The 25,480-nt window shown below is 47.0% G+C and carries 30 protein-coding genes, 1 rRNA gene and 1 pseudogene; 11 read left to right on the top strand and 21 right to left on the bottom strand.

Translation table 11 applies throughout. The annotated features are described in order from the left end of the window. Together OWN49_RS15000 and OWN49_RS15005 are read right to left on the bottom strand one after the other, a co-directional pair. Window positions 1-126, bottom strand: a 16S ribosomal RNA gene (locus OWN49_RS15000); the annotation flags it as partial. Between the two features lie 292 nt (window positions 127-418). Further along, the gene (locus OWN49_RS15005; RefSeq protein WP_003155463.1) at window positions 419-1,303 is read right to left on the bottom strand and encodes a nucleotidyltransferase-like protein; all 885 of its coding nucleotides are present in this window, start codon (window positions 1,301-1,303) and stop codon (window positions 419-421) included. A 202-nt stretch (window positions 1,304-1,505) separates the two neighbouring features. Between OWN49_RS15005 and OWN49_RS15010 the strand changes: the two genes are divergently transcribed. Then, the gene (locus OWN49_RS15010; RefSeq protein ID WP_003155464.1) at window positions 1,506-1,859 is read left to right on the top strand and encodes a YgzB family protein; all 354 of its coding nucleotides are present in this window, start codon (window positions 1,506-1,508) and stop codon (window positions 1,857-1,859) included. 34 nt (window positions 1,860-1,893) lie between these two features. Here the strand turns inward: OWN49_RS15010 and perR are convergent, their stop codons facing one another. Both perR and bcp read right to left on the bottom strand, forming a co-directional pair. Continuing rightward, a complete protein-coding gene (gene perR, locus OWN49_RS15015) occupies window positions 1,894-2,331 on the bottom strand; it encodes a peroxide-responsive transcriptional repressor PerR (protein ID WP_003155465.1) in 438 nt (145 codons plus the stop codon). A 124-nt stretch (window positions 2,332-2,455) separates the two neighbouring features. Continuing rightward, the gene (gene bcp / locus OWN49_RS15020; protein WP_003155466.1) at window positions 2,456-2,929 is read right to left on the bottom strand and encodes a thioredoxin-dependent thiol peroxidase; all 474 of its coding nucleotides are present in this window, start codon (window positions 2,927-2,929) and stop codon (window positions 2,456-2,458) included. A gap of 157 nt (window positions 2,930-3,086) precedes the next feature. On the opposite strand from bcp, the gene OWN49_RS15025 reads away from it, so the two are divergent. After that, entirely contained in the window at window positions 3,087-4,376 is a 1,290-nt protein-coding gene (locus OWN49_RS15025; RefSeq protein ID WP_007408567.1) for a glutamate-1-semialdehyde 2,1-aminomutase, read from the top strand. Window positions 4,377-4,585: 209 nt separating this feature from the next. Continuing rightward, the gene (locus OWN49_RS15030) at window positions 4,586-5,650 is read left to right on the top strand and encodes an aromatic acid exporter family protein (protein WP_003155468.1); all 1,065 of its coding nucleotides are present in this window, start codon (window positions 4,586-4,588) and stop codon (window positions 5,648-5,650) included. A 79-nt stretch (window positions 5,651-5,729) separates the two neighbouring features. On the opposite strand, the gene OWN49_RS15035 is transcribed toward OWN49_RS15030, so the two are convergent. The 5 genes and pseudogenes from OWN49_RS15035 to fabL all read right to left on the bottom strand — a co-directional run bounded on the left by OWN49_RS15035 (window position 5,730) and on the right by fabL (window position 9,636). Continuing rightward, window positions 5,730-7,472 (bottom strand): ABC transporter ATP-binding protein, encoded by a 1,743-nt coding sequence (locus OWN49_RS15035; protein ID WP_077721964.1) that lies wholly within the window; start codon window positions 7,470-7,472, stop codon window positions 5,730-5,732. 82 nt (window positions 7,473-7,554) lie between these two features. Further along, the gene (ntdP, locus tag OWN49_RS15040) at window positions 7,555-8,085 is read right to left on the bottom strand and encodes a nucleoside tri-diphosphate phosphatase (RefSeq protein ID WP_003155475.1); all 531 of its coding nucleotides are present in this window, start codon (window positions 8,083-8,085) and stop codon (window positions 7,555-7,557) included. Window positions 8,086-8,220: 135 nt separating this feature from the next. After that, complete coding sequence (locus OWN49_RS15045; protein ID WP_003155476.1) at window positions 8,221-8,487, bottom strand: YgaB family protein; 267 nt, start codon at window positions 8,485-8,487, stop codon at window positions 8,221-8,223. Window positions 8,488-8,647: 160 nt separating this feature from the next. Beyond that, a pseudogene (locus OWN49_RS15050) lies at window positions 8,648-8,800 on the bottom strand (gamma-type small acid-soluble spore protein); the annotation flags it as partial. Between the two features lie 83 nt (window positions 8,801-8,883). Then, on the bottom strand, window positions 8,884-9,636 hold the full coding sequence (fabL, locus tag OWN49_RS15055) for an enoyl-[acyl-carrier-protein] reductase FabL (protein ID WP_070081527.1): 753 nt from the start codon (window positions 9,634-9,636) through the stop codon (window positions 8,884-8,886). 81 nt (window positions 9,637-9,717) lie between these two features. Here fabL and OWN49_RS15060 point away from each other — a divergent pair, with 81 nt between their 5' ends. Continuing rightward, complete coding sequence (locus tag OWN49_RS15060; protein ID WP_003155479.1) at window positions 9,718-9,942, top strand: hypothetical protein; 225 nt, start codon at window positions 9,718-9,720, stop codon at window positions 9,940-9,942. 6 nt (window positions 9,943-9,948) lie between these two features. Here the strand turns inward: OWN49_RS15060 and mutY are convergent, their stop codons facing one another. Beyond that, window positions 9,949-11,043: an A/G-specific adenine glycosylase gene (gene mutY / locus OWN49_RS15065; RefSeq protein ID WP_102421931.1), complete on the bottom strand. Its 1,095-nt coding sequence runs from the start codon at window positions 11,041-11,043 to the stop codon at window positions 9,949-9,951. A gap of 225 nt (window positions 11,044-11,268) precedes the next feature. Here mutY and OWN49_RS15070 point away from each other — a divergent pair, with 225 nt between their 5' ends. Beyond that, window positions 11,269-12,252 carry a metal-dependent hydrolase gene (locus OWN49_RS15070; protein ID WP_077721963.1) on the top strand — a complete coding sequence of 328 codons (984 nt, stop codon included), beginning with the start codon at window positions 11,269-11,271 and terminating at the stop codon, window positions 12,250-12,252. Here the strand turns inward: OWN49_RS15070 and OWN49_RS15075 are convergent. The 6 genes from OWN49_RS15075 to OWN49_RS15100 all read right to left on the bottom strand — a co-directional run bounded on the left by OWN49_RS15075 (window position 12,249) and on the right by OWN49_RS15100 (window position 18,264). Continuing rightward, window positions 12,249-14,834 carry a YfhO family protein gene (locus OWN49_RS15075; protein WP_176283204.1) on the bottom strand — a complete coding sequence of 862 codons (2,586 nt, stop codon included), beginning with the start codon at window positions 14,832-14,834 and terminating at the stop codon, window positions 12,249-12,251. The two genes, OWN49_RS15070 and OWN49_RS15075, sit on opposite strands and share 4 nt — an antisense overlap. Window positions 14,835-14,870: 36 nt before the next feature. After that, window positions 14,871-15,851 carry a glycosyltransferase family 2 protein gene (locus OWN49_RS15080; RefSeq protein WP_003155484.1) on the bottom strand — a complete coding sequence of 327 codons (981 nt, stop codon included), beginning with the start codon at window positions 15,849-15,851 and terminating at the stop codon, window positions 14,871-14,873. A 210-nt stretch (window positions 15,852-16,061) separates the two neighbouring features. Next, window positions 16,062-16,922, bottom strand: a complete 861-nt coding sequence (locus tag OWN49_RS15085; protein WP_007408559.1) for an alpha/beta fold hydrolase — start codon at window positions 16,920-16,922, stop codon at window positions 16,062-16,064. Further along, on the bottom strand, window positions 16,915-17,250 hold the full coding sequence (locus OWN49_RS15090) for an SdpI family protein (protein WP_077721961.1): 336 nt from the start codon (window positions 17,248-17,250) through the stop codon (window positions 16,915-16,917). Before OWN49_RS15090 ends, OWN49_RS15085 begins: the two co-directional genes overlap by 8 nt. Window positions 17,251-17,335: 85 nt before the next feature. Then, complete coding sequence (locus OWN49_RS15095) at window positions 17,336-17,863, bottom strand: SH3 domain-containing protein (RefSeq protein WP_070081523.1); 528 nt, start codon at window positions 17,861-17,863, stop codon at window positions 17,336-17,338. A gap of 131 nt (window positions 17,864-17,994) precedes the next feature. Continuing rightward, a complete protein-coding gene (locus OWN49_RS15100) occupies window positions 17,995-18,264 on the bottom strand; it encodes a YfhJ family protein (RefSeq protein ID WP_003155492.1) in 270 nt (89 codons plus the stop codon). A gap of 123 nt (window positions 18,265-18,387) precedes the next feature. Between OWN49_RS15100 and OWN49_RS15105 the strand changes: the two genes are divergently transcribed. The 3 genes from OWN49_RS15105 (at window position 18,388) to OWN49_RS15115 (ending at window position 19,949) form a co-directional block, all read left to right on the top strand. Beyond that, complete coding sequence (locus OWN49_RS15105; RefSeq protein ID WP_003155495.1) at window positions 18,388-18,540, top strand: small, acid-soluble spore protein K; 153 nt, start codon at window positions 18,388-18,390, stop codon at window positions 18,538-18,540. A 145-nt stretch (window positions 18,541-18,685) separates the two neighbouring features. Further along, a complete protein-coding gene (locus tag OWN49_RS15110) occupies window positions 18,686-19,597 on the top strand; it encodes a trypsin-like serine peptidase (protein ID WP_003155497.1) in 912 nt (303 codons plus the stop codon). Further along, on the top strand, window positions 19,560-19,949 hold the full coding sequence (locus OWN49_RS15115) for a DUF2606 family protein (RefSeq protein ID WP_077721960.1): 390 nt from the start codon (window positions 19,560-19,562) through the stop codon (window positions 19,947-19,949). The genes OWN49_RS15110 and OWN49_RS15115 overlap by 38 nt, the downstream gene beginning before the upstream one ends. Window positions 19,950-19,988: 39 nt before the next feature. On the opposite strand, the gene OWN49_RS15120 is transcribed toward OWN49_RS15115, so the two are convergent. The 3 genes from OWN49_RS15120 to recX all read right to left on the bottom strand — a co-directional run bounded on the left by OWN49_RS15120 (window position 19,989) and on the right by recX (window position 22,438). After that, a complete protein-coding gene (locus OWN49_RS15120) occupies window positions 19,989-21,182 on the bottom strand; it encodes an MFS transporter (protein ID WP_025650229.1) in 1,194 nt (397 codons plus the stop codon). 146 nt (window positions 21,183-21,328) lie between these two features. Further along, entirely contained in the window at window positions 21,329-21,640 is a 312-nt protein-coding gene (locus tag OWN49_RS15125; RefSeq protein WP_025650230.1) for a YfhH family protein, read from the bottom strand. Window positions 21,641-21,646: 6 nt separating this feature from the next. Next, a complete protein-coding gene (gene recX / locus OWN49_RS15130) occupies window positions 21,647-22,438 on the bottom strand; it encodes a recombination regulator RecX (protein ID WP_003155502.1) in 792 nt (263 codons plus the stop codon). A gap of 90 nt (window positions 22,439-22,528) precedes the next feature. Here recX and OWN49_RS15135 point away from each other — a divergent pair, with 90 nt between their 5' ends. From OWN49_RS15135 to OWN49_RS15145, 3 genes are all read left to right on the top strand, one after another. Then, the gene (locus OWN49_RS15135; RefSeq protein ID WP_077721959.1) at window positions 22,529-23,428 is read left to right on the top strand and encodes a TIGR01777 family oxidoreductase; all 900 of its coding nucleotides are present in this window, start codon (window positions 22,529-22,531) and stop codon (window positions 23,426-23,428) included. Between the two features lie 57 nt (window positions 23,429-23,485). Continuing rightward, complete coding sequence (locus tag OWN49_RS15140) at window positions 23,486-23,596, top strand: YfhE family protein (RefSeq protein ID WP_003155504.1); 111 nt, start codon at window positions 23,486-23,488, stop codon at window positions 23,594-23,596. A 70-nt stretch (window positions 23,597-23,666) separates the two neighbouring features. Beyond that, complete coding sequence (locus tag OWN49_RS15145) at window positions 23,667-23,858, top strand: YfhD family protein (protein ID WP_003155508.1); 192 nt, start codon at window positions 23,667-23,669, stop codon at window positions 23,856-23,858. 38 nt (window positions 23,859-23,896) lie between these two features. Here the strand turns inward: OWN49_RS15145 and OWN49_RS15150 are convergent, their stop codons facing one another. Beyond that, the gene (locus tag OWN49_RS15150) at window positions 23,897-24,481 is read right to left on the bottom strand and encodes a nitroreductase family protein (RefSeq protein ID WP_077721958.1); all 585 of its coding nucleotides are present in this window, start codon (window positions 24,479-24,481) and stop codon (window positions 23,897-23,899) included. Between the two features lie 76 nt (window positions 24,482-24,557). After that, on the bottom strand, window positions 24,558-25,442 hold the full coding sequence (locus OWN49_RS15155) for a PhzF family phenazine biosynthesis isomerase (protein WP_077721957.1): 885 nt from the start codon (window positions 25,440-25,442) through the stop codon (window positions 24,558-24,560). Between the last annotated feature and the right edge of the window lie 38 nt (window positions 25,443-25,480).

Consider the following 25,480-nt stretch of genomic DNA (forward strand, 5'->3'; position numbering starts at 1 on the left):
TACCCACGTGTTACTCACCCGTCCGCCGCTAACATCAGGGAGCAAGCTCCCATCTGTCCGCTCGACTTGCATGTATTAGGCACGCCGCCAGCGTTCGTCCTGAGCCAGGATCAAACTCTCCGATAAATGGATCACAGACTAAGTTCACTGCATCCTGCAGTAACGTCTGTGTGATCTGCATCATGCAGACCTTAGTTTGACTGACTACGCACATCGCTGTGCGATTTATTTAAAACTTTGAATTAACAGGTACGTTTTGTCTTGTTTAGTTTTCAAAGATCATCTCAACCTCATCTCGAGGCGACTTTTTCAGTATAACATTTCAGCGCTTTGCTGTCAAATGTTTTTTGTTTTTATTTCTCCGCCGCTGTGAGCTTTTTGTTGAAGCGCATCAGCGACGTTTAATAATATACCATGCCTATGATTCAGCGTCAACACTTTTTTTGAAAGAATATCCTCGATGATATACTTCCTGCCCTTTGGTCTCTATTTGAGATACTTCAACAAAGCCTTTTTCCGTCAGGTAATCAAGCATGACACCGAGATCTTGGGTGAAGTGCACCAGTTCGGGGTGCTGAAGCAATTCTCCAAACTGCCACATTTCTTTTTCTTTCATCACTTGAAAAAGGTGCGCAGAACCGATTTCAGCTTTTGAATGGATGAGAAAATCATTTGCTAAGAATAATAATTCAAGCCTTTTCTCCAAGCTTTCGTGACTCTCGACAAGTTCGGAATATAGCTTATATACCTGCGGCTCAATGTGACGGACCTGGTTCCAGACTGTCGTTTCGGGATAAAACCCCCGGTCAATCACTTCTATGCGGGCCAAGTGGTGAAGAGCATGCACTACCGCATAATATGCATCCAGAAAATGATCAGCTTCAAAAAACGCTTTTCCTTCTACAAATCTTCTGATCAGCTTGCCGTATTCCATTCCGATCTTTAATTTCCGCTCCGCGAAAGGAAAAGTGCTGAGCCGGTCATTGAGTTCAGATATATATTCATTGCGGTCAAACAGCACTTTACCGTTGATGATCCAATCTATGACTCTTCTATTTGTCCCAAGCAGAATCCATTCCTGAAGCAGAGCATCCGTTACAATATGTAAAGAAGCGGTTTTGTGTTCGAATTCATAATGCTTTATAAAAAGAGGTTCATCAGCCTGTTTGACAATGACAAGCATGACCGCATCAAAGTTATCCGTGATGGATGATGCTTTACTCCTTCTCTCAATCATAAGGACGGCCAGCGTATCGGGATGACTTGCTCTTTCTTGGTAAATTGGACGGAGAAGATTGTCCATTACGATTCCTCCAATGCGATTGTTTCACTAGCTATTGTTTCTACATTTCTATGATAAAACATGAAAGTCCTTTTTTCTAAACACATTGCACTATTATAACAAATTTCCTTTCAGGTGCCATATTTATTCTTCCCTTTTCTTACGAAAACATGAAGAATATGCCATCTGTTTTGTGCTATAGTTAAACGAGAGGGGGATGGACATGGCGAAATACTCAAGCAAAATTAATAAGATCAGAACGTTTGCGTTAAGTTTGGTTTTCGTTGGGTTTATCATTATGTACATCGGGCTGTTCTTTAAGCAGTCTGTTTTGCTTGCCAGCTTGTTTATGATTCTCGGCCTGCTGTCGATCGGACTCAGCACCGCCGTTTATTTTTGGATCGGCATGCTGTCCACAAAAGCGGTCCGGGTGATGTGCCCCGCTTGCGAGAAAGAAACGAAGATTCTGGGCAGAGTGGATATGTGCATGCATTGCAGAGAGCCGCTTACATTGGATAAAGGATTGGAAGGCCAAGCGTTCGATGAGTCTTATAACAGAAAAAACAGTGTAAAATAAACGAAGCTGACCGTATCAAAGCGGTCAGCTTCGTTTAGTGGTTTTCTTTTTTGGAACATTCTTGGCAGACGCCGTAAATCTCCAAACGGTGGTGGCTTACCTTAAACCCTGTGACGTGAGCAGCAAGCTGTTCCACTTCGTCAAGCCCGGGATAATGGAAGTCCACGATTTTTCCGCAGCTTTCACAAATGGCGTGATAATGGTCAGAGGTGACAAAGTCAAATCTGCTGGACGCATCTCCGTACGTCAGTTCCTTTACAAGCCCCGCTTCCCGGAATACACGCAAATTGTTATACACTGTCGCAACACTCATATTAGGGAATTTCCCTTCCAAGGCTTTATATATATCGTCCGCTGTCGGATGTGCCATAGAATCCACGAGATATTCCAGAATGGCATGACGTTGAGGAGTAATCCGGACTCCCGTATCCTTCAACGTGTCTAAGGCTTCTTTTAATTCATGTGCAGCCATCCGTCATGCACCTCTCTTCTAAAAAAGATTCTTACTTTATAATGTTTATAATTAGTGTACATCTTTTTCCGGTCTCCTGTCAAATGTAATCTGAAGAAAACCCCGTGAGTTCAGCATTTGTCCATTAATTAGACGCAATTTGTTCCAATTCGCGAAGCGCCTCCGCAACGTGATCTTTCACTTTTACCTTTCTCCACTCCTTCACAAGACGGCCTTCTTTGTCTAACAAAAAAGTGGATCGCTCGATACCCATATATTCTTTCCCAAAATTCTTCTTCAGCTTCCACACATCAAAAGCTTCCGCCAGTTTGTGCTCATCATCAACGAGGAGCTGGAAAGGAAGATCGTGTTTTTGCTTAAATTTTTCATGTTTATCACGGCTGTCAGGGCTTACTCCGATGATAACCGCATCAAGTCCCGCGAAACTTTCGTGCTGATCACGGAAATCACATGCTTCCGTCGTGCATCCGGGTGTCATGTCTTTCGGATAAAAATAGAGAACGACGTACTTCCCTTTAAAATCCGTCAGTGCTACTTCTTCCCCGCTGTCATTCACTAATTTCATATCCGGTGCTGTTTGTCCGATTTCAATCGTCATTTCTTATACCTCCGGGTTTTTTATTAAGCGTATCCAATTCACGTTAAGATTACAACCGTTATCCCCCCGCTCTTTTCTGGAAGCATGAACCGTTGTGCTCGCAATGAAGCATGCTACAATAGAACATGATGTAAGGAGATATTAGGAGGGTCATTTTTTGTATACAAAATCAGTTGAACTTCATAAGGAAGCGTTAGAGCATATCGTCGGAGGCGTGAACAGCCCGTCCAGATCCTATAAAGCGGTAGGCGGCGGTTCACCCGTTGCGATGGAAAAAGCGAATGGCGCTTATTTCTGGGATGTAGACGGGAATCAGTATATCGATTATTTAGCGGCTTACGGCCCGATTATTACCGGACATGCCCATCCGCATATTACTGAAGCGATTAAAACAGCGGCCGAAAACGGCGTGCTGTACGGGACGCCGACCAAACATGAGGTCACTTTCGCCAAAATGCTGAAGGAGGCCATTCCTTCACTTGATAAAGTACGATTCGTAAACTCAGGCACTGAAGCGGTGATGACAACGATCCGGGTTGCACGCGCTTATACAGGCCGGACAAAAATCATTAAATTCGCCGGCTGCTATCACGGCCATTCTGATCTCGTACTTGTCGCTGCGGGTTCCGGCCCGTCTACGCTCGGCACCCCTGATTCCGCCGGCGTGCCGAAAAGCATCGCCAATGAGGTGATTACCGTTCCTTTCAATGACATTGAAAGCTACAAAGCCGCGCTGGATAAATGGGGTTCAGAAATTGCAGCGGTTCTCGTCGAGCCGATCGTCGGCAACTTCGGCATCGTTGAACCTGAAGAAGGATTTTTAGAACAGGTAAATGAGTTGACCCATAAAGCGGGCGCGCTCGTCATTTATGATGAAGTGATCACGGCGTTCCGTTTTATGTACGGAGGCGCGCAGGATCTTCTTCAAGTGAAGCCTGATTTAACGGCGCTCGGTAAAATTATCGGGGGCGGCTTGCCGATCGGCGCTTACGGAGGCAAAAAAGAGATCATGGAGCAGGTTGCTCCGCTCGGCCCGGCATATCAAGCCGGCACGATGGCCGGAAACCCGGCATCTATCCTATCAGGCATCGCCTGCCTGGAAGTGCTGAAGGAAGAAGGCGTTTACGAGCGGCTTGATGAGCTCGGCGCCAGACTTGAGCAAGGCATTCTCGCCCATGCGGAGACACATGGCATTACCATCACCGTCAACCGTTTAAAAGGCGCGCTCACGGTTTACTTCACTGATGAAAAGATCGTCAATTACGAGCAGGCGGAAAATACGGACGGAGAAGCATTCGCCAAGTTCTTCAAGCTGATGCTTGAACGCGGCATCAATCTCGCTCCATCGAAGTATGAAGCTTGGTTTATCACAACCGCACATACTGAAGAGGATATCGACGCCACTTTACAAGCCGTTGAAGATGCGTTCAGACATATGAAAAAATAACTGCTGAAACAAGCGGGAGCCCGGGGCTTCCGCTTTTTCTTTTTGTCCGATTTGTGAGATAATGGTTTTTTCAAAAAAAGACCTTGAATAATTGGTATGATCCCTGTATATTACTTTATTGTTTAGCAAATCAGCCGACAGGGAAATGTAAGTGTCAGCCGTTCGTTCGGCACATAATTTATTAGAGAAAGGAATGCACGCACAAACCAATGAAACTTGGTGCCCGCATTTTTAAAACAGGGATTGCGATTACGCTCGCGCTCTACTTAGCATCATGGATCGGACTTCCGTCGCCGATCTTTGCCGGGATTGCAGCTATATTTGCCATACAGCCCTCTATTTACAGGTCTTTTCTTATCATTATTGATCAGGTTCAGGCAAATATCATCGGCGCTGTCATCGCTACGGTATTCGGACTGATTTTCGGACCGAGTCCGATTATGATCGGATTGACCGCAGTGATTGTCATCACGATCATGTTAAAACTGAAAATTGAACACACCATTTCGATTGCGCTCGTGACGGTTATCGCGATTTTAGAAACACCGGGAAACAGCTTCCTGACGTTCGCTCTGATACGAACAAGCACCGTTATTTTAGGCGTGCTGTCTTCTTTTATTGTGAACCTTGTGTTTCTTCCGCCGAAATACGAAACGAAGCTGACTCATCATACGGTTGAATATACCGATGAGATCATGAAATGGATCAGGCTGACGATGCGTCAGTCCACGGAACACTCGATATTGAAAGAGGATATTGAGAAGCTGAAGGAAAAAATGATGAAGCTTGATCATACGTACCTTCTTTATAAAGAGGAGAGAAGCTACTTTAAGAAAACGACGTATGTAAAGTCGCGCAAGCTTGTTTTATTCAGACAGGCGATTATTACGGCAAATCGGGCGCTTGATACGCTGAAAAAGCTGCACCGCTATGAAAACGAAATTTATCATATGCCGGAGGAATTTCAGGAGACGCTGACAGAAGAAATTGATTATCTGCTTCATTGGCACGAAAGGATTCTGATGCGGACGGTCGGCAAGATCAAACCGCATGATGACGATGCTGAAGAAAGCATAAGATATAAACAGCTTTTGACGAAGTCTTTCTTGAAAAATCAGCAGAACTGCGAGGATGAACTGCTTGATTACAATATGCTCAGCATTATGGCTGCGGTTGCGGAATACCGCGAGCAGCTGGAGCATCTCGATACATTAATTACGAGTTTTCAGACATACCACCCGAAAGACAGCGAATTAGAAACAGACGAAGAGTAACCCGGTGCTTCCGTAAAACCGGGTTTTTTTGCATTCAAAAAAACGTATGCCACCCATTCGGACGGCATACGTTTTTGTATCAGTTCAAATTCTGAATCGTAAATAAGTGTCTGTACTGGCCGCCTCGGGCCATTAATTCCTCGTGCGTGCCGGTTTCGACGACGGCGCCGTTTTCCATGACGACAATTTTATCCGAGTGCGTAATCGTGGACAGCCTGTGGGCGACGATAAAAGTCGTCCGGTTTTTCGCAAGCTTTTCCATCGCTTCCTGAATGTAGTGTTCACTTTCAAGATCAAGAGCCGATGTCGCTTCATCCAAAATCAGCAGCGGCGGATTTTTTAAGAATACACGGGCGATCGAAATCCGCTGCTTCTGCCCGCCTGACAATTTGACGCCCCGTTCGCCGACTTTGGTTTCGTAGCCTTCGGGGAAGTTCATAATAAATTCATGGGCATTTGCCGCTTTCGCAGCCGCAACCACCTCATCCAGAGACGCTCCCGGTTTACCGATGGCGATATTTTCACGAATCGTCTCACTGAACAGAAACGTATCCTGAAGCACCATTCCGACTTGATTGCGGAGGCTTCTCGCTTCATAATCGCGAATATCTGTGCCGTCAATCAGCAGGCTGCCGCCGGATACATCATAAAAACGCGGTATGAGGCTGACAAGCGTCGATTTTCCGCCGCCGCTCATCCCGACGAGCGCGACGGTTTCCCCTTTTGTCACCTTTAAGGAAACGTCCTGCAAAATCGTTTCTTTTCCTTCCTCATAACGGAACGAGACATTTCGGAATTCAACTTCGCCCTTAATGCCGTCAGCTTTTAGTGCATTCGGTTTATCAGTCAGTTCATACGGCTCGTCGATAAATTCAAATATGCGGTCCATTGAAGCGATCGACTGGGTCAGCGTCGTCGATGAGTTGATCAATCTTCTGACCGGATTGTACATTCTGTCAATATAGCCGACGAACGCAACCATCGTCCCTACCGTCAGCGGGCCGTTTATGACAAAATAACCCGCAAATGCGATAACGAGCAGCGGCGCCAAATCCGTAATGGTGTTCACGACCGCGAACGTTTTCGCGTTCCAATTCGTATGACGGATCGCTTTGTCCAGAAAATGTCCGTTTTTTTCATCAAAATTGGCTTGTTCATAATCTTCAATGGCGAAACTTCTGATAACGGGCATCCCCTGAACTCTTTCGTGCAAATGTCCCTGAACTTGGGCGAGTGCCTGAGAACGCTCACGTGTCAGTTTTCGGAGACGGCCGTAAAAGTATTTCACTGAAATTCCGTATAACGGAAACAAAATGACAGATATCAATGTCAGCTTCACATCGAGTGTAAACATAATACAGATGACGATCAGCACCGTCATCATATCAAGCCAGATATTCATCAGTCCCGTTATGACAAAGTCTTTTGTCTGTTCGACATCATTTATCACCCGGGAAATGACTTCGCCCGTTCTCGTGTTGGCATAAAACCTCAGGCTCAATTTTTGAATATGATCGAACAATACCCCCCTGATATCGTAGAGCACCCGGCTGCCCGTCCATTGCGCGAAGTATTGCCGATAGTACTCTACCGGGGGACGCAGAATTAAAAACAGCACGAACATGATGCCCATTATCGTGAATAGCGATGATGTTTTAGCGCTTGCCGTTCCGCTCCCTTGAATAATGTCATCGACCACGTATTTTAACAGAAGCGGGAGAGCCAGCGGGATGGAGAATTTTATAATGCCGATTAACACTGTGATAAAAATTTGTTTTTTATAAGGTTTTACAAATTGCATATAGCGTCTGATTACGCCCACACTTTATCCCCCTCTCTCTTTAAGGCGTGTGAGCCCATGTGAAAAACCTGTTGACACCCCAACAGGTTTTTTATTGTATTCTTTATTTTGTATAGCGCAGATACCGTTCATACCACATATCAACAAATTCCGGAGCAAACGGTCCTTTCCGCTGATGAATCCAGTGCAGCAGCGTATTCAGATACTCCTTCAGAATGCTGTCGATCTCTTTAGGGTAATTCATTGATTTGCGGTGGTCATCGTATTCATCCTCGTCAAGAATGTTATATGTCATATCCGGAAACACCTTGACATCCAAATCGTAATCAATATATTTGATGGCCTCTCCGTCATAAGCGAACGGCGAGCTGATGTTGCAATAATAGTGTACCCCGTCATCTCTCAGCATTCCGATGACGTTAAACCACTGACGGGCATGAAAGTAGCAGATCGCCGGTTCTCTCGTCACCCACGTCCGTCCGTCGGATTCCGTCACCATTGTCCGGTCGTTAGCTCCGATGATACACAATTCCGTACTTTTTAAAATCGTCGTTTCATTCCAAATTCGATGAAGCAGCCCGTTATGCTTATAGCTGTGAATTTGAATGGTTTCTCCTTCCTTGGGATATCCCATATTTCTCCCCTACTTTCTGTAAAGCCCTGCAGTCAATGCAGCCGCAATTGCTTTCCGACAAGTCTTTTCACTATTATAACGTTACGAATTAAAAAATGAAAATAAAAGAACCACTCCGCTTCCGGAATGGCACATTCATTTCTGCACATAGGAAGACGGCTTTTCCGTGCTGCGATAAGACTGGATGACTTGCTCTGTCTGCCTTTGGAATAACTCCTGTATGCCGGCCAGGTCTTTTCGCTTTGTCGCAATTTCGTCCTGTACATTGTCCAGCTTTGCATCTCTTTCCAGACTGATGAGTTCCGCTTCCACCTGCCGGCAGCGGTCAAGTTCTGACTGCAGCTCGAGAAGCTGATCCATGATTTTCATCTGTTCACTTACAAGCTTTTCAAACTCTGACATCGGGTTCCTCCTTAGGCTTTTAGGTTGATACTCCTTACCATTTCGATTTTACGCCGGAAAACCCTTTGACTCATTCTGTAGAGGAATCACAAGTTTTGTCGTTTTGGCAACAGAAAAAAGCACTTCCATCCGAAGATGAAGTGCTTTTTCGTTTCAGTGATTAGCTGTTTTGCTGTTTGTTTTGTTCAGCAGATTGGTTTTGCTTTCTAACCTGCTGCGCATCAGTTTCACTGCCGAATTCAGTGCCGTATTGACCCTGACCGGAAGCTGATTGCTGGTTTTGTTTTTTCACCTGCTGAACGTCTGTTTTGCTGTATTTTGAGTTTGCCATTGTTATCACCTCCACGCACTTTAGAATGCGCAGGAGACGATAAGGCTATTCATCTTTTTTAAAACTTATACGAGCAGAGAGCGTCCGCCGTCAATAATGATGGTCTGGCCGCGGATCATGTCCGCTTTTGAAGAAACTAAAAACTCCACCGTGTCGATCATATCTTTGATCTCGACCATTCTGCCGGCCGGCGTATTTTGGCGGGCATCTTCCAGCAGTTCATCTCTGTTAGGGAAATGCTTCAGCGCGTCCGTATCAATCGCTCCGCCTGACACCGCGTTTACGATGATGTTTTTCGGAGAAAGCTCAACCGCCAGATAACGGGTTAACGATTCTAAAGCGGCTTTTGAGACACCGACCGTCGTATAGTTTTCAAGATAGCGGATGCTGCCGAGCGAGCTGATGCTGACGATGTGGCCGCCTCCGTTTTTCTCCATCATCTTTGCCGCTTCCTGGGCGCAGAAAAGCAATGCTTTCGCGTTGATATTCATCGTCCAGTCCCAGTGTGTTTCTTCGAGTTCCATAACCGGTCTCAGCACGCCTGAAGCCGCATTATTGACGAACACGTCCAGTCTGCCGAATGTTTCGTCAATCTGGTGAAACATGTCTTTGATTTTTGCCGGCTGGCCGACATTAGCTTTAATGACGAGCGTTTTAACGCCGAGTTTTTCAATTTCTTCGGCGGTTTCTAATGCCGCTTTTTTACTGCGGGCGTAATTGATGACGATATTGTATCCTTTTTCCGCGAGTCTGATGGCGGCTGCTTTCCCGACGCCTCGGCTGCTTCCCGTGATCAGTGCGCATTTATTTTGTTCCATTTTTCCTCAGCTCCTTGCTGTGTATAGTTCTTTTCATTCAACAAACAATAAAAGCAATATGTGTTGAAAGGGGTCTTTTATATGTATGTCGGACGTGATATGGGCGAATTGGCCATGATGCCCAAACAAGATTGGAGAGATTCAGAGCTCGCCTATTTCCATCATGCCTTCCAGCAAATTATGCCGTATTTAAACGAAGAAGGCCAGTCCAAATACCGGGAACTGATTCAGGAAATCGAAGCCCGCGGCGGACTGAAACGGAATGAAGCGGATTACGGCCACGGCACTCGCGTCAGCTATGACTGACGCTCTTTAGCGGCCGCTTTCTTCCGCCATTTTCCATATCTTTTGATGGGAAACGGGAAATGCGTATTCCTTGAGCTCCTCTTTTGTGACCCGTATGAATTCCGTTGTATCCGACACTTGTTTTACTTTACCGAAAAAGACCGAAATATTCCAGACGAGATGGGTGAAAACATGTTCTACGATGCCTTCCAGCTCCCCGATTTCAGCGGTTATTCCCATCTCTTTTTCTAAATAGGCTTCAAGCTGCTCTCTTTCGGTTTTGATTCCTTTCTGGGTTTCGGTATTCGGAAACTCCCACAAGTTGGCGAGCAAGCCTTTTGGCGGCCGTTTATGAATATAGACATCGCCTTGGTCGTCTGTCAGCACAACGGCTGCCATTGTTTTTATTCCGGGCTTTTTCTTTTTGCTTTTAACGGGCAGCTCCCGCTCTGTCCCTTCCGCAAATGCCGAACAGTGCTTTTGTACGGGGCAAAGCAGGCATGACGGCGATTTCGGGGTGCAGATGATCGCGCCGAGCTCCATTAAACCCTGATTGAATTCAGATGGTTTTTCATGAGAAATGAAAGCGGATACCGCCTGTTCGAAAATGGTTCTGGTTTTAGGTTTTGCGATATCGTCCCATATGGAAAGAATTCTCGACATGACACGCATCACATTGCCGTCTACGGCGGGAATCGGTTTGTTGTATGCGATGCTGAGCACGGCGCCTTTTGTATAAGGGCCGACGCCTTTCAGTCCGCCAAATTCCTTTTCCCCGGCAGGGACGACTCCCCCGTACCGCTCATGCACTTCTTTTACGGCACTTTGCAGATTTCTTACACGGGAGTAATAACCTAGCCCTTCCCAGGCTTTGAGCACTTTTTCCTCATCGGCTTCAGCGAGCGCCGAAACGGTCGGAAATTGCTCAACAAACCGCCGGAAATAAGGAATGACGGTATCTACGCGCGTCTGCTGCAGCATCACCTCTGACACCCACACCCGATACGGGTCCTGATTTTCTCTCCACGGCAGAATTCTCTGTTCTCTTTCGAACCATGTAATTAAGTCCTCGCGAAATTTGTCTATATCTTTTTGTTTCATTTTTTCTTCAAGTGCGTTCATATCTTCTCCTCAGATGTTTCGGGTTCCGCTTTTCTTGACACTGTATTTTGGTGTAAACTAAGGGCACGTTACGATAATATGTTACATTAAATAGTGATAAAGAAAAAGCGGAAACATATGAGAACGGCGGATAAACGCCATGATTGGGCAAACAGAAAATGGGGAATATCTTATAATGCGAAATATGCGGGCGGCTGATTTTTAACGCCTGCTAGGAGGTCAACAATGGATACTGGCACTCACGTTGTCATGGGTATCGCGCTTGGCGGAATCGCAACTCTTGATCCTGCCGTCGGCATGCACACCCCCATGTCTCAGGCAGTTATGATCGCCGCGCTTGCCGGCTCTCAGGCACCTGATATTGATACCATATTGAAGCTGAAAAATAATGCCGTTTATATTCGAAATCATAGAGGATTCACGCACTCCATTCCCGCCGTATTATTTTGGTCCGTTCTGATTCCGGGCATTTTGTTTATGTTTTATCCGGAAGCGAACTTTTTGCACCTGTGGCTGTGGACGCTTCTGGCTGTCGTTTTGCATGTGTTTGTTGACATTTTTAACGCGTACGGCACACAGGCCATCCGCCCGTTTTCGAGAAAATGGATCGCTCTCGGTTTAATCAATACCTTTGATCCGTTTATTTTCGTCAGCCATTTGGCCGCGATTGCCGTGTGGTATATCGGAGGTCATCCGGGCGTGACATTTCTGATGCTTTATATCATCCTCGCAGGATATTACGCCGTCCGGTTTTTGATGCAGCTGCGGATAAAGCGAAGGCTGCGCGAAATGATTGAAGAGGAGATTGAAACCATCATTATTTCGCCGACGATGAAATTCAGGCAGTGGCGTATCGCCGTGACGACGGCGCATGCCTTTTATGTCGGCAGAAGCCTTGACGGCCATGTCGTGATATTGGATACATTCAACCGAGTGCCCGTTCCGGAAACCGATGTGATGAAGGCCGCGAAACAGGACGAAAATATTGCAGCCTTTCTTTCATTTTCCCCCGTTTACAGGTGGGAGGTCGATACTTTTAAAGATCATTATGAGGTGCGCTTTATTGATTTGCGCTACCGGAGCAAAGGCCACTATCCTTTTGTCGCCATCGTCCACCTCAATCATGATTTAGAGCTTCTCTCTTCCTACACGGGCTGGATTTTCAGCGAGGAAAAACTGCAGAAAAAATTAAAGCTCGGCTCTGTTTAAGAGCCGGGCTTTTTTTGTCTTCTCACATATATAGCGGCAAACACGAGGCTGATCACCGATAGAGCGGCCGCGGGTTTAAAAAACGGCGGGTAATACGTTAATTGAATATCGTTTTTTCCTTTTTGCGCTTTAAATCCGATAAAGGAATAATCCGCTTTTTCAATCTGTTCTTTTCTGCCGTTTATCTTCAGCTCCCAGCCTTTTTCATATGGAATCGGAAGCATGCTATACGGCGCGCGGGTTTTGTTTTCATACGAGATATGAAGCGTATTTCCGCGCCATCTGAGATCGGCCCGCGGTTCTTTTTCCGCTTTTCGGTATGCGTTTTTCAGCGTATCGTACCGTTCTTCGTAAAGCGCCAGTCTGTCAAGCTGATACGATCCTTTCGGCAGACGGATTTGGATGTTTTTTGTTTTCGGCACTCTGACAGTAAGATCGTTGACACCTGTTTTGTAAATGGATCGATTCGATTTTCTCGTTGTCATGTAATCGTTCACTTTTAATGTAAAGCCCTGGTCCTTCGCTTTATTCTTCAAATAAAAGCTGACGTAATAATCGCCGCCGTCCATCTTAGCGGCTTGCGGCGTAATGATCAGGCCGCCGCCGTCTTCGTTTACCGTCAGGATGCCGTCTTGATAATCCGCATGGTCGGCCGTTACCTTTGCCTGACGGATCATATTTTTCGCCTCAGGCGCTTTTTTCGTGTTGGCTGTGCTTGATTCCGTGATGATCCCGTCAAGCATTGCCCGTTCTCTGGCAAGGGCGGGCGCTTTTTTCAGATCGTCCTCGTTATATACGCGATCAGCTGTCCGTACGAACGGAAGCATATATTGATTTTGATAAACCGCATAATGGGATGATTCCATGATTTTTTTGAACCCGTACGGCACGCCGGCCTCGTTTGTTTTTTCCGTCATATAATATTTTCCGTAAAGCAGGCTGTATAAATTAGCCCTGTTTCCTAATGTCGCATAACGGCTGACGCTTTCTCTGCCCATGTCAATCCGGAGGTCGTTCCAGTAAAAGGACAGCAGATTGCTGTTCAGTATGCTTGAGTATACGCTGAATCCGTTGAACCCGTATATGATCGGGGTGTTATTGAAAACACCGTTCATCCAATCCAAACGGGCAAACGGATCAGGGTCTTTTTCTTTCAGACGCTGAATAAGCTCTGTTTGTTCTTTGCCCTTATAGTCAGGACCCGTCATAAAGGTATGCGATACCGTATAAATCTTCCCGCCTTCTGATAACGCATATTTTTCATATGTATTAGCCGTCAGCACCGCCGTCAAGAGAATGACGGCATAGACGGCGGGCACCGCGCCTTTCAGTCTTGTCTTTGCTGCAAGGAAAGCGGCAATGGTCAGCCCCAGAAGGAGCAGGATAGGCAGGTTGGCCTGATCAGAAATATCCAGGCTGAACCGTCTCACTTGGCTCCAATAGAGCAGAACGGCGAGTACGGCGGATATCAGCATACTCTTCATGCTGATGTCTGAAAGCTTAGAAAGCCCTGCTGCAACCGTTCCGGCAATCGTGAAGCACAGGACGTATTCAAACCTGTTTTGCGGAGCTGAAAAACCGTTAAAGGCGCTTGCCGCAAACGGACTGAAGTGAAACAGAATGTACAGCAGACTGATTCCCGCAAACAGCCGGAACAGCCGGTTTTTATATAAAGAAAATGTAAATAGAAAAAGCAAAAAAACCGCCGGCAGAATGATTATCCGGCTTGAAAATAAAATGTTGTCGGAAAAATCAAGCCATGCAATTTGCTCTGAATACGGCGGCCGCAGATTATGAAGATATCCGTATACGACAGGGATAAAGGAGACTGCGCTTATGCCGAAGCCGAGCAGACCTGACAGAATAAACATTCTGCATTGAGTGAGCTTTTTGGCTTCATTGTCTTCAAGATGAATGATCCATCTGAATAAGATGTAAATGCCGATGAAAATCAGATTAATATATGCAAAATAAAAGTTGTTGATCAATGTCAGCGCACAGGCGAAGATAAACCACGCCGGCTTTTTTCCCCTGATGATTTTTTCCGCGCCGAGCACGAGCAGCGGCAGCCACACCATACTGTCAGTGAAAAAGTCCCAATACACCTCATGCCGGAAGTAGATAATCGAGACCCCGTACAACACGGCGCCGGCAAAAGCAGGCACCGTCCGTTTGACGAAATAGCGGAACACACAAGCCGCCGTGAATATGATGAAACTCTGCTTGGCGATGCTGATAAAAACGGAGGCCTGCGCCCAAAACAGCGCATCAGCCTCACCCGTCAGCTGAATAAGCTGCAAAAAGCGGACAGCGGCGGAGATAAACAGGAATAGAAAAGAAGTAGAGAAATAATAGCCGAGCTGACTGTACACTCCCCCGCCCAGTCCGAACGAATAGCTGTAAAACAGCCTGCCGTTCATATATTGATCAAACAGCAGCTTTTTGAAGACCACCATTTGGGCGATCCCGTCTCCAGACCCCGTCATATAGCGGCCTGCCGACCACTCTTTTAAGAAAAAAATATGAGCGGCTGCCGCAGCCAGCACACAGGCTGCCGGCAAGATCCATTTATTTTTTTTCATACAACGTCCCCAGACCCTGCGCACAGCGGCGGCTGTTTAATGGTTCCACTTGCGCTTTTTTGTATAATTCGTTTCATTTTGTTCTCCGTACGTTATATTCGCTTCTTTAATTAAATAGTGCGGGCGTTTTTTTGTTTCATAGTAAATCCGGCCGATGTATTCTCCGATGATGCCGAGACTCAAAAGCTGGATGCCCCCTAAAAACAGCACGGCGGAAATAATGGTGAAGTATCCGGGTACGGACACGCCGTGTGTCAGAATATGAACAAAGGTCGTTACAATATAAACCATCGACAGAAGCAATATCAGAATACCGGTGAAAAAGCATACCCTGAGGGGCTTGTTGTTGAAGGAGACGACACCGTCCATTCCGTAGTTGAACAGATTGCTGAATGACCATTTGGACGTGCCGTTCTTCCTTTCGACATTTTCATAAAATACGATTTTCTGGTCAAACCCGATCCAGCAGAACAGCCCTTTCGAGAAACGGTTCCCTTCACTCAGCTTCAAAAGAGCATCAACGGCCTGCCGGCTCAGCAGGCGGAAATCTCCGACCCCGTCACGCAAGTCCACTTCGACGGCTTTGTTGATAAATTTATAATACAGGGAAGAAAGCACGGAACGCACGGGGCTGTCCCCTTTTCGGTTGCGCTGCGCGATGACTTGGTCATACCCTTCTTCATAGCCTTGAATGAAGTCTTTCAGCAGATGGGTCGGATGCTGCAGATCGGCGTCCATCACGATTACCGCTTCGCCCTGCACGTGTTCAAATCCTGCCAGAATGGCCGCTTCTTTCCCGAAGTTGCGGGAAAAAGATATGTATTTGACGCGATGGTTTCTGGCGGCCAGTTCTTTAATCTGCTGAAGGGTGTCATCCGCGCTTCCGTCATTGATGTAGAAAATTTCATAGTCATAATGAATCGTCTGAAATTCTTTTTTTAAAGATTCATGGATGAGCTTGACGTTGTTCCCTTCATTGTAAGACGGAATAATAATTGAGATTAACCTTTGTTTCATGAAGGCACCTTCTTTGTATTATTCTTTTTTTAGGACGGCCTTAAAGGAATTGTCCGCAAAACTTCAGTAAGGCTTTTCCTTTTTTTAATGACGTTTAAACCCTTTTTTTGTTACAGGGAAAGAAATTTTTTTCTGCATATGGTTTATATTTTGTCATGTTTTTCGGCAGATATGAGAAAAAAAAGAAAAAGTCTGTACGCGGGACAGACTTTATTGCTGAAGGTATTCATGAATCAAATGGCTGACGATGCGCGGTTTTTCGTGAATGACCCAATGTGAGGCATCATCTATGAAGATTAAGTCGCCGTTTGGAATCATCCGTTTTGTTTCCTTGGCGAGCTTTTTGCTCAGCGCGCGGTCGTTGACGCCCCATATTAACCGGTACGGAACGGGCATTTTAAGCGGAACGGCAGGGCCTAAACCGCCGGCTCTGATCGCCCGGTACCAGTTCAGCATCGCCGTGAGCGCTCCTTTTCTGCCCCATGCTTCTTTGTAGCTGTCGACATCTTCCCGTGAAAAAAGCGCCGGGCGTTCGGATAAGCCGATCGCGTGATCCAATACGCGGTAATCGTCTTCAGACAATCTCCGTTCAGGCTTTTCCGGAAGCTGAAAGAAAGCGATATAAGAGCTTTTCTTCCACTGCGGCGGGTAGAACGGTGTGACCTTCCGCATAACCGCCGGGTGCGGGATATTGACCGTGATCAATTTTTCAACGTATTGCGGCCGCGTGGATGCCAAATGCCAGGCCACGGCTCCTCCCCAATCATGTCCGATGACGACGGCTTTGTCATCTGTAAAATGAGTGATCAGCCCGATAATGTCGTCTCTGAGCGTATCAATGGTATAGTTTTCAATGCCCTCCGGTTTGTCACTGAGATTATAGCCGCGCTGATCAGGCACGACAACATGGTATCCGGCATCCGCCAGCGGTTTGATCTGACTCTTCCAGCCGTACCAGAATTCCGGAAACCCGTGCAGCAGCACCGCCAGAGGACCGTCTTTCGGACCGGCTGAAGCCGTGTGCAGCGTCACTCCGTTTGTTTCGATCATGTGAAACGTAATGTCATTCATCGATTCTCCTCCCCGTTTGTTTCAATCTTCTTTCTGTTAAGACGATGATCAGTACGCTGATCGCAATCAACAATACGGCCTGAACAATCAGGGCGAACGGCTGAGTCATCCTGATAAGCAGGCTGCCCGAAAATCCAGCTGCCGCCGAAATAAGGCCGAACAGAATCATGAGGAGCGCACTGAATCGATTGCCTTCTTTCCACTGCGACTCATCCGCCATAGAGCGCTTCGTCCGATATCCGTACAGGCTGTTGATCGACTTCGGCGGAAAAAATGTGACTGAAATGCCGGCCGCAGCCATCAGAAGGCCGCCGATCACCATTATCATATCCATCACTCTCCTTTTCATCTTTTACGAAAGGAAAGGCGAAAAGTTTCAGAAAAAAAGCAGGCTCATTCGCCTGCCTGAATCTTTATTTTTGAGTTAAGTCGGCCGTTTTCACATAACCTGCTTTCCCGCCGTATGTGATGTACGCCCATTTACGGTCAAACCCTCCGTCATGGCTGAACCCCCAGCCGAGCACATTGACGGTTTCACCCGCTTTAACGGACCCTTTTTTGCCGGTTTCCAAAGTCGGCGTATAAAAATCGGTTTGTTTCGCGGTCACCGCCTTCACCGGCTGCTTCATCAGAAAATGCGTGGAAATATAGGCTTTGTGACCTTTGTAGTCAATTTCAGCCCAATCTGCTCCTTGAAGCCGTTTAACCTTTACGGAATCCTCTGAACGAAGCGTGCCGATAATCCGCCCTTGTTTATTGGGTTCTTTGCGGACATTAAGTTCTCCTGCTTTCACGATATATGTATCTGCTGCGGTGTCTATTTTTGTCTGGTGAACTGCTGCGGCATTCGCTGCCGGATCAAAAAAAACGGTGCCTGCGGCTAAAAATAAGCAAAGTCCTGCGGCCGGAATAAATGCGGTTAACCCCTTTTTCATGTTCATTGTGGTTCCTCCCCGCTATTTTATAAGTTATTACACATTTCCACATTCCGCCGGTCGTCAAACATGATTTTCCCATTTCTTTTATAAAAAGAAAAAACCGCCGGACGGTATCCGGCGGGCGCACTGCTATATTAATGCAGGAGACCCCTGCTTTGATCCAAATAATGAGAAACGTCTTCCCGAACGCTCTGGAACATATGGAGCTTGCTGCCGTATGATTCGATCCATTCCTTGACGACGCGTTCCGTCATTTGCTCTCCTTGATACGGGCGACCGGCTTTTGCGTAAGTCGCTTCGAAATCTCCCCATAAAAGCTCAACCCAAGTTCGCGCTTGCAAATAGCTGAGCATGTCATTTTTCTCAAGCAGCAAATTCGTCAGTTTGTCGATATATGTATTCATGTCTCTGTCTCCTTTCCTTGGGAAAACCTGCTGCTTTTACGCAGCTCGTCACAGGCATATACTAACTTTACGTCTTCAGTCCAGAAGGCGCAACCTTTTGATATTGGCCGAGGGGGAAAACAAATGGTCCGGAACAAGGCAAAAGGATTTCCTAATCAGAACAATAATAAGTTTGAAGGCGAACCGCGGGCAAAGGATGACTACGCTTCTAAACGGGCGGACGGTTCAATTAATTCGCACCCGCAAGAGCGCATGAGAGCTTCAGGCAGACGATAACACACACCGTAAGAGACCGGGAATGACCCGGTCTTTTTTTTTGCGAAAAAAAACATCCTCTTGCGGTCATAACGCTAAATAAATTCCATAATATGTTAAATGTTAAAACGAAAGCCGGTAGACAAAAAAGGAGGGGTTTTATAAAATGAAGACAGTTTCAAAACGATTGCTGAGCCTTACCGCATTCTTACTGTCAGTTTCATTATTTGCTGTTTCAGCTGAAGCAGCGGGCAGCCCGCAGACATCTGTATCAAACAGCGGTGAGGAGTTTGACGCAAATCAGAATCAGCCTGTACAAACAACACAGACATCCCCCGCTTATGAAGGAACGGGCCTCACCAAAAGACAGCTTGCACAAAACAGCAAAGCTGACATCAAGTCATTAAAGCCTTCCAGTATTATTGGGACAGACGAACGAATCAGAATTTCTCCCACAACATCATTTCCATATCGCGCGACAGCACAGCTGACCGTTACATACAGCGGCAGCACAAGCACCTACGGATGCACCGGTTTTTTTGTCAATGCCGACACGATCGTTACGGCGGGACATTGCGTGTATGATCAGAAAAACGGCTGGGCATCGAAAATTACGGCAGCTCCCGGCCGCAACGGGTCATCGTACCCGTACGGCTCTTATTCAGGCAAGACATTCTACAGTGTCAAAGGGTGGACAGAAAACGGTGACACAAACTATGATTACGGCGCAATCAAAGTAAACGGATCGCCCGGGAATACTGTCGGCTGGTACGGCTACCGGACGACCAACAGTTCCAGTCCGGCCGGGCTTTCCTCAACCGTGACAGGATATCCGTGCGACAAAGTGTCCGGTTCCATGTGGTCGGACAGCAAGCCGATACGTTCTGCCGAGACATATAAACTCACTTACACGACAGATACGTTCGGCTGCCAGAGCGGATCGCCCGTTTACCGCAATTACAGCGACACCGGCCAGACCGCCATTGCCATTCATACAAACGGCGGGTCGTCTTACAATCTGGGAACAAGGGTGACAAACAGTGTATTCGACAACATTCAATATTGGTCAAATCAATAAAGCTTTTGTTATCTTTCTCGCGGCGGCCGTTTTATGCGGATGCGGCAAAGCGGATGATTCCGCCGCCAAAAAGGCAATGCCCGTTACGCTCCATGTTGAGCATGCAGGCGGTTCACCGGCGGCCGGTGTGACGGTTACCGTGATGAAAGCGGCGGAGTCAGATCATCAGCCGAATATAGACCGCGGAGAGATAATAGGCAAGACTGATCACCACGGCGATATTGCATGGAAAAGCGGCGCGAAAGGAACCTATGCCGTCGTTTTTGAAAAAGACGGAGTACCGGAAACCCGGAATATTTCCTTAGCTGAGAGTGATAAACATACGGTGATCAGTTTTACATTGAAACACTGAAAAAAGCTTGCAGGCGGAATATCCCCTGCAAGCTTTTTGTTATCCTTTATGCACTTGGTATTCATAAACATCTTTCTTCTCAGACAGATGAGCGAACGTGGAAAGCACAAGGCCGAGAGCCGTCATCAGCGCACCGCCGGCAAACAGCCATGAGTAAGATCCCGTTCCCCCGAGAATCAATCCGCCGATCCAGGCGCCGAGCGCGTTTGCCAGGTTAAAGGCGGAAACGCTCACCGCAGCGGCTATTGTCGTGCCGTTTTCAGAGGAAGAAATAACCTTGGTCTGCAAAAGCGGCGGCGTGCCGAACGCACATGCGCCGAACAAAAATGTCGCTGAAACGGCGGCGGCGGGAAAGACAGCGATATAAGGGAAAATCGCCAAGACGCCGATCAGGCCGATCATCACACCGATCATCGTGCGCGTCAGCAGTTTGAGCGGCACTTTCCCCGCGAAGAAATTCCCCGCCACTCCGCCGAGACCGTAGGCAAATAACGCGCCTGTGATGCCGACTGTGCCGAACCCCGCTGAATCTCTTAAAATCGGCTCAATAAACGTGTAAGCGATAAATACGCCTGAGTAGCCGAGAATGGTGATCGCAAAGGAAAAAATCACTTGTTTATGCTTAAAGACACTCCATTCATTCATCAGCATCGGAATCACTTTCGGTTTCCGGTTCGGTACGACCAGCATCAGTCCGATCAGCCCGATCAGGCCTAAAACGGAAATAATGAAAAAGACGGCACGCCAATTAAGGGCATCCCCTAAATAAGAGCCGAACGGAACGCCGAGCATCAGCGCCACGGTTAATCCGCCGTTCATGGAAGCCGCGGCGGCGGAACGTTTTTCAGGCGGCACCATTTCACTCGCAAACACCATGGCGATCGCAAAAAAGGCTCCGTGAATGGATGCGGATAAAATTCTGGAAATCGCCAGCACGGCGAAGTTCGGCGCAAAGACGCTCATCAGGTTGGCAAGGACGAAGATGCCCATCAACCCTAGCAGCACCGGCTTTCTCGGCAGCTTAACCGCGATAATGGTTACGATCGGGCCCGTCAGACAGACGCTTGCCGCGTACGCCGTAACAAGCATGCCCGCTGAAGATACATGTATATGAAAGTCATCGGCAATCGACGTCAGAATACCCATGACAGCATATTCCGTATACCCGATGGAAAATGTGCAAATCATTAAAACAAAAATCATTAATTTCACAGATGGCTGTTTCATTTTGATATTCAACGCAAATCGCCTCCTTTTTATTAAAAAACAACGAATTCCATCTTAAAAGATATCAAAAATGAATTCAATCATTTTTTACTGAAAGGCTGAAACGAATGTGCCCGAAAAGAAAAAGAGGCCGGAACCGGCCTCTTTTGTTATTATTTTTCTTTTAAAACGGAAATCGGCAGTGCTTCTTCCCCGTCAGACGGGGAAGATCTGTGTCCCCAGGCGAATACGCCGTTGATGTAATCAATGCGGAAAGTGTCATCAGAACCTTCTATCTGATACACCCCGCCGGGCCGAAAGTCTTCCGGGTTCAGCATGTAAGCTTTGGCCATCGTCATTTTCCGTTCAAGCACGGCCAGTTCATTTACAATGCCCATCTGTTCCGCTTTTCGCGCTTTTTCCGTCAGTCCCGCAATTTCTGTCTGTAGTTCATGAGGCGTCATTTGACTGTATCGTTTGTCCATTTCAGTTTACTCCTCTTCCTGCAAGAATTGATCAATATCGTCAATCGAGAATCCTTTTCTGAATAAGTACTGTTTGACCTTCATTCCGCTTTCATAGCTGCCGTCATAGCGGTATTTCCTGATCGCTTTTTCCGCATGAGCCTTCAGAGCTTCCATCTCGGCTTCATCATCATTTTCATACTCCGTCTGCTCCAGAGCGGCATTGATGACGTCGAAAGGGAAACCTTTTCGCTGAAGCTGCATCTGCGCCCGCTGTCTGATCTCTTTTGTGGACAGCTTTTTGTCTTTTTTGAGGATTTTGCCGATATGTTTCAACGCTTCTTGTATCTGCTCATCAAATGTAAACGCGCTGAGCGTCTCCTTGATGGTATCGTCGTCTATTCCTTTCGCTTTCAGCTCGCGGAATAGGACGTCAGGACCTTTGCCGTTTGTTTTTTTGTGGGTGCTCGCATAGGCTTCGGCAAATTCTTTGTCATTTAAGTAGCGGTAATCGTACAGTTTATGGATGACTTCAGAAATAACCATGTCCGGTGTTTCTTTTTTCTTCAGGTGATCCCGGACTTCTTTTTCAGACCGCATCCGATATGATAAAAATTCTACGGCGCGGTTAAAGGCTTTTTTCACGTCATCGCCGTGCTGGATCTCAAGAATGTCAAGCTCGTCCAGTTCTTTCCCTTTTTTCAGGTCAAAACGCACAAGTACGTCGGCGTCGACGCTGAATGCATATTTCTCATCAAGAAAGATGTTGAAGCGCTCGGTATTTTTCTTTTGGGTCGATATTTTTGTAATAAACGGCATCCCGGTCTCCTTTCCCGCCCCGATGTTCAGGCGTTTTCTTTTTAGCAAATGAGGTACAGTATATGTATCAACGTGTAAGGAGAGATGGATATGAATATCGCGATGACAGGCGGCACTGGTTTTCTGGGCCGGCATCTGACAGGTGTGTTTACCCGCCGGGGACATCATGTCTATATTTTATCAAGAAAACAGAGAGAAACCGAACAAAAAAATGTGACATATGTTCAATGGCTGGCCGAAAACGCGGCGCCTGAGCGCGAGCTTCCCCCTATTGATGTATGGGTGAACCTCGCCGGCAAATCCATCTTTGACCGCTGGACGGACACAACGAAAGAACAAATCATTTCAAGCAGAATAGAAGCGACGAGAGAAGTCAGACGGATTATGAAGCAGCAGCCGAAAAAACCCCGGGCTTTGATTCAGGCAAGCGCAGTCGGCATTTACGGCACAAGCACAGAGAAAACGTTCACTGAGCAGTCCGATACGTCAAATGAAGACTTTCTCAGTCATACGGCTCATATGTGGGAGCGTGAAGGCCAGAAAATTGAAGCGCTCGGCATCCGGACGGTATATGCCAGATTCGGCGTGATGCTCGGTGAAAAAGGCGCCCTGCCGCTCATGGTTCTCCCTTATAAGCTGTTAGCGGGCGGCACCGTCGGCTCTGGACGGCAGTGGCTGTCATGGGTTCATGTCGATGACGCCGCGGAACTTATTGCTTTTGCGGCGGAGCATGATGACTTGTCCGGTCCCATGAATGTGACATCGCCGAATCCCGTAGAAATGAAGCAATTCGGAAAGACAATCGCAAGCGTTCTGCACCGCCCCCATTGGATTCCCGTACCGGAATTTTTACTGGAGAAGACCTTGGGAGAAATGAGCCTGCTGATCGTAAAAGGCCAGCGCGCCCTGCCTAAGCAGGCGCTGACATCCGGTTTTCAATTTACGTATGAAGAACTTGAGTTGGCTTTAAAGGATCTCTTATCTGCATAAAAACGGAAATAAAAGCCAATCCTATTGGTATTCTGTTTTGAAGGAGGGTCTTCTTTTATGGAAAAGAAGCGCGAAAAACATCAGCAGGGAGCCAATCTGAAAAAAATGCAGGAAGTCCTTTATTCCGGTGAATTCAAAAAAGCGGAAAGAGCAGCCAAACGGAAATAAACTGAATAAAAATCGGGACCGGGCAGATACTATGTTTGTTTGATATCACTTTTTTCAGGGGGCGATTGATATGGGCAGAAATCATACTCACAAAAACCGTGATAAAAACAAACAAAAACTTCCTCAAGTTCCGGATGCTTTGAAACGCGAAACAGACGGCACGTACGAGGAATATTCAAGCGAGCTTGCTGATTCCGCTGACCGCGAAGCGCAGGCGCGGATGAAAGCCGCTGACAACAGAGCTAAAAGCAAAACCCGCTAATACGAAATCCCCGCCTCTGTATAGAGACGGGGATTTTTTTACAACTCGGTAAACAGGCTTTTTGCCGGCGTCCGTTCTTTCGCCTTAGGCTGTTCATCCGGATAGCCCGTTTGAATGATGGCGGCGAAGCGCTCATTGTCTGCAAGGCCGAAGTCTTGGTGCACCTGTTTGTCATACATGATGCGGCCGCTTTTCCAGACCATGCCGATGCCGTTTTCATGTGCGAGCAGCTGAAGGTTTTGAATCATGCCGCTCAGCGCCGCGAAATCATCGTTTCTCGTAAATTCATTTTCATCTTCTTTTAAGACGACAAGCAAAAATCCCGGAACGGCGCTGAGGTTTTTTCTCATGTTCCGCTCTTTTTCCTCGTTGAAATCATCTTTTATTTTTTTGAAAAATGAGACGTAGCTGTCCGCAAGCTTCGCTTTTCCCGCTTCGTTTGCTGCGTAAATAAAACGCCATGGCTCCGTCAGTCTGTGGTTCGGCGCGTAAACGGCCGTTTCAAGCATATCTAATATGACTTCAGAAGGTACGGTTTCCGGCTTAAACGACCGGATGGATCTTCTGTTTCTGATTGTATGTGCAAGACTTTCGTTTTGCTGTAGTTGTTCGGTTTTCGGCATGCCGATTCACCTTCCTATTCAATTGAAAATGATTATCATTTATAATATAACGGATACGACCGTCTCTTGTAAACCGTTACGGAAGCTGAAAATTGATTGATTCGGCATACACGGCCGTTCCCGTCATCTCGATTTTCATCTTTTCGTTATCTTCTGTAATCCTGATTTCCACTTTTCCGTCTTTCCCGATTTCGTGGCCTTGTTCAATCGTGAGGCATTCGGCTTCAGAGCCTCCGTATTGCCTCATATAGGCCGCCATAACGCCTGAAGCGGTTCCCGTGACGGGATCTTCGGTCGTTCCGGAGAAAGGGGAAGAAAAATGGCGTCCGTGCAGATCACTTTCCGGATGAACGGTTTCCAGAGAAAACGGATGAACGCTCGCTTTCGGAAGATCGCGCAAAACAGCGGGGAATTGTGCGTTTTCCGGCACCATATTCCGTGATGCTTGAAGTGATCTCAGCGGAACAATCAGTGTCCAGATCCCCGTTGATCCGTAAACAATCGGCAGCTCGCTGTGAAAATCCTCAGCCGTAATCCCGAGCGAGGCCGCAAGCTTTTCTTTGTCGCCCGTAAACGGCAGAAATTGCGGGGGTGCCTGTTTGAGCGTGATGTATACCCGGCCGTTTCGTTCAGCGGCTTTTGCGGGAAGAATGCCGGCTTTTGTCTCAATTTGATATGTCTGATCAGCCTGAAGCCTTCCCTTTTCAATTAATGCGTAAAGAGAGGCGACGGTAGCATGTCCGCATAAATTCATTTCGTGGCCGGGTGTAAAATAGCGGATGCGCAGATCGGCTTCTCCGCTTTTGCAGAGAAATGAGGTTTCATTGTACCCTGCCAATTCGGCGATCATCTGCATCTCTTCATCTGAATAATCATCTCCGTTAAAGACGATTCCTGCGGGATTTCCCAAATCAGGAATATCGGTAAACGCTTCATATTTAAACACGGTTGCCTGTTTCATTCATCAGCCTTCCTTTCACCTTATGATCATGTTGTTCA

The organism is Bacillus sp. NEAU-242-2 (assembly GCF_027853835.1).
In the GTDB taxonomy this organism is placed as follows: Bacteria; Bacillota; Bacilli; order Bacillales; family Bacillaceae; genus Bacillus; species Bacillus velezensis.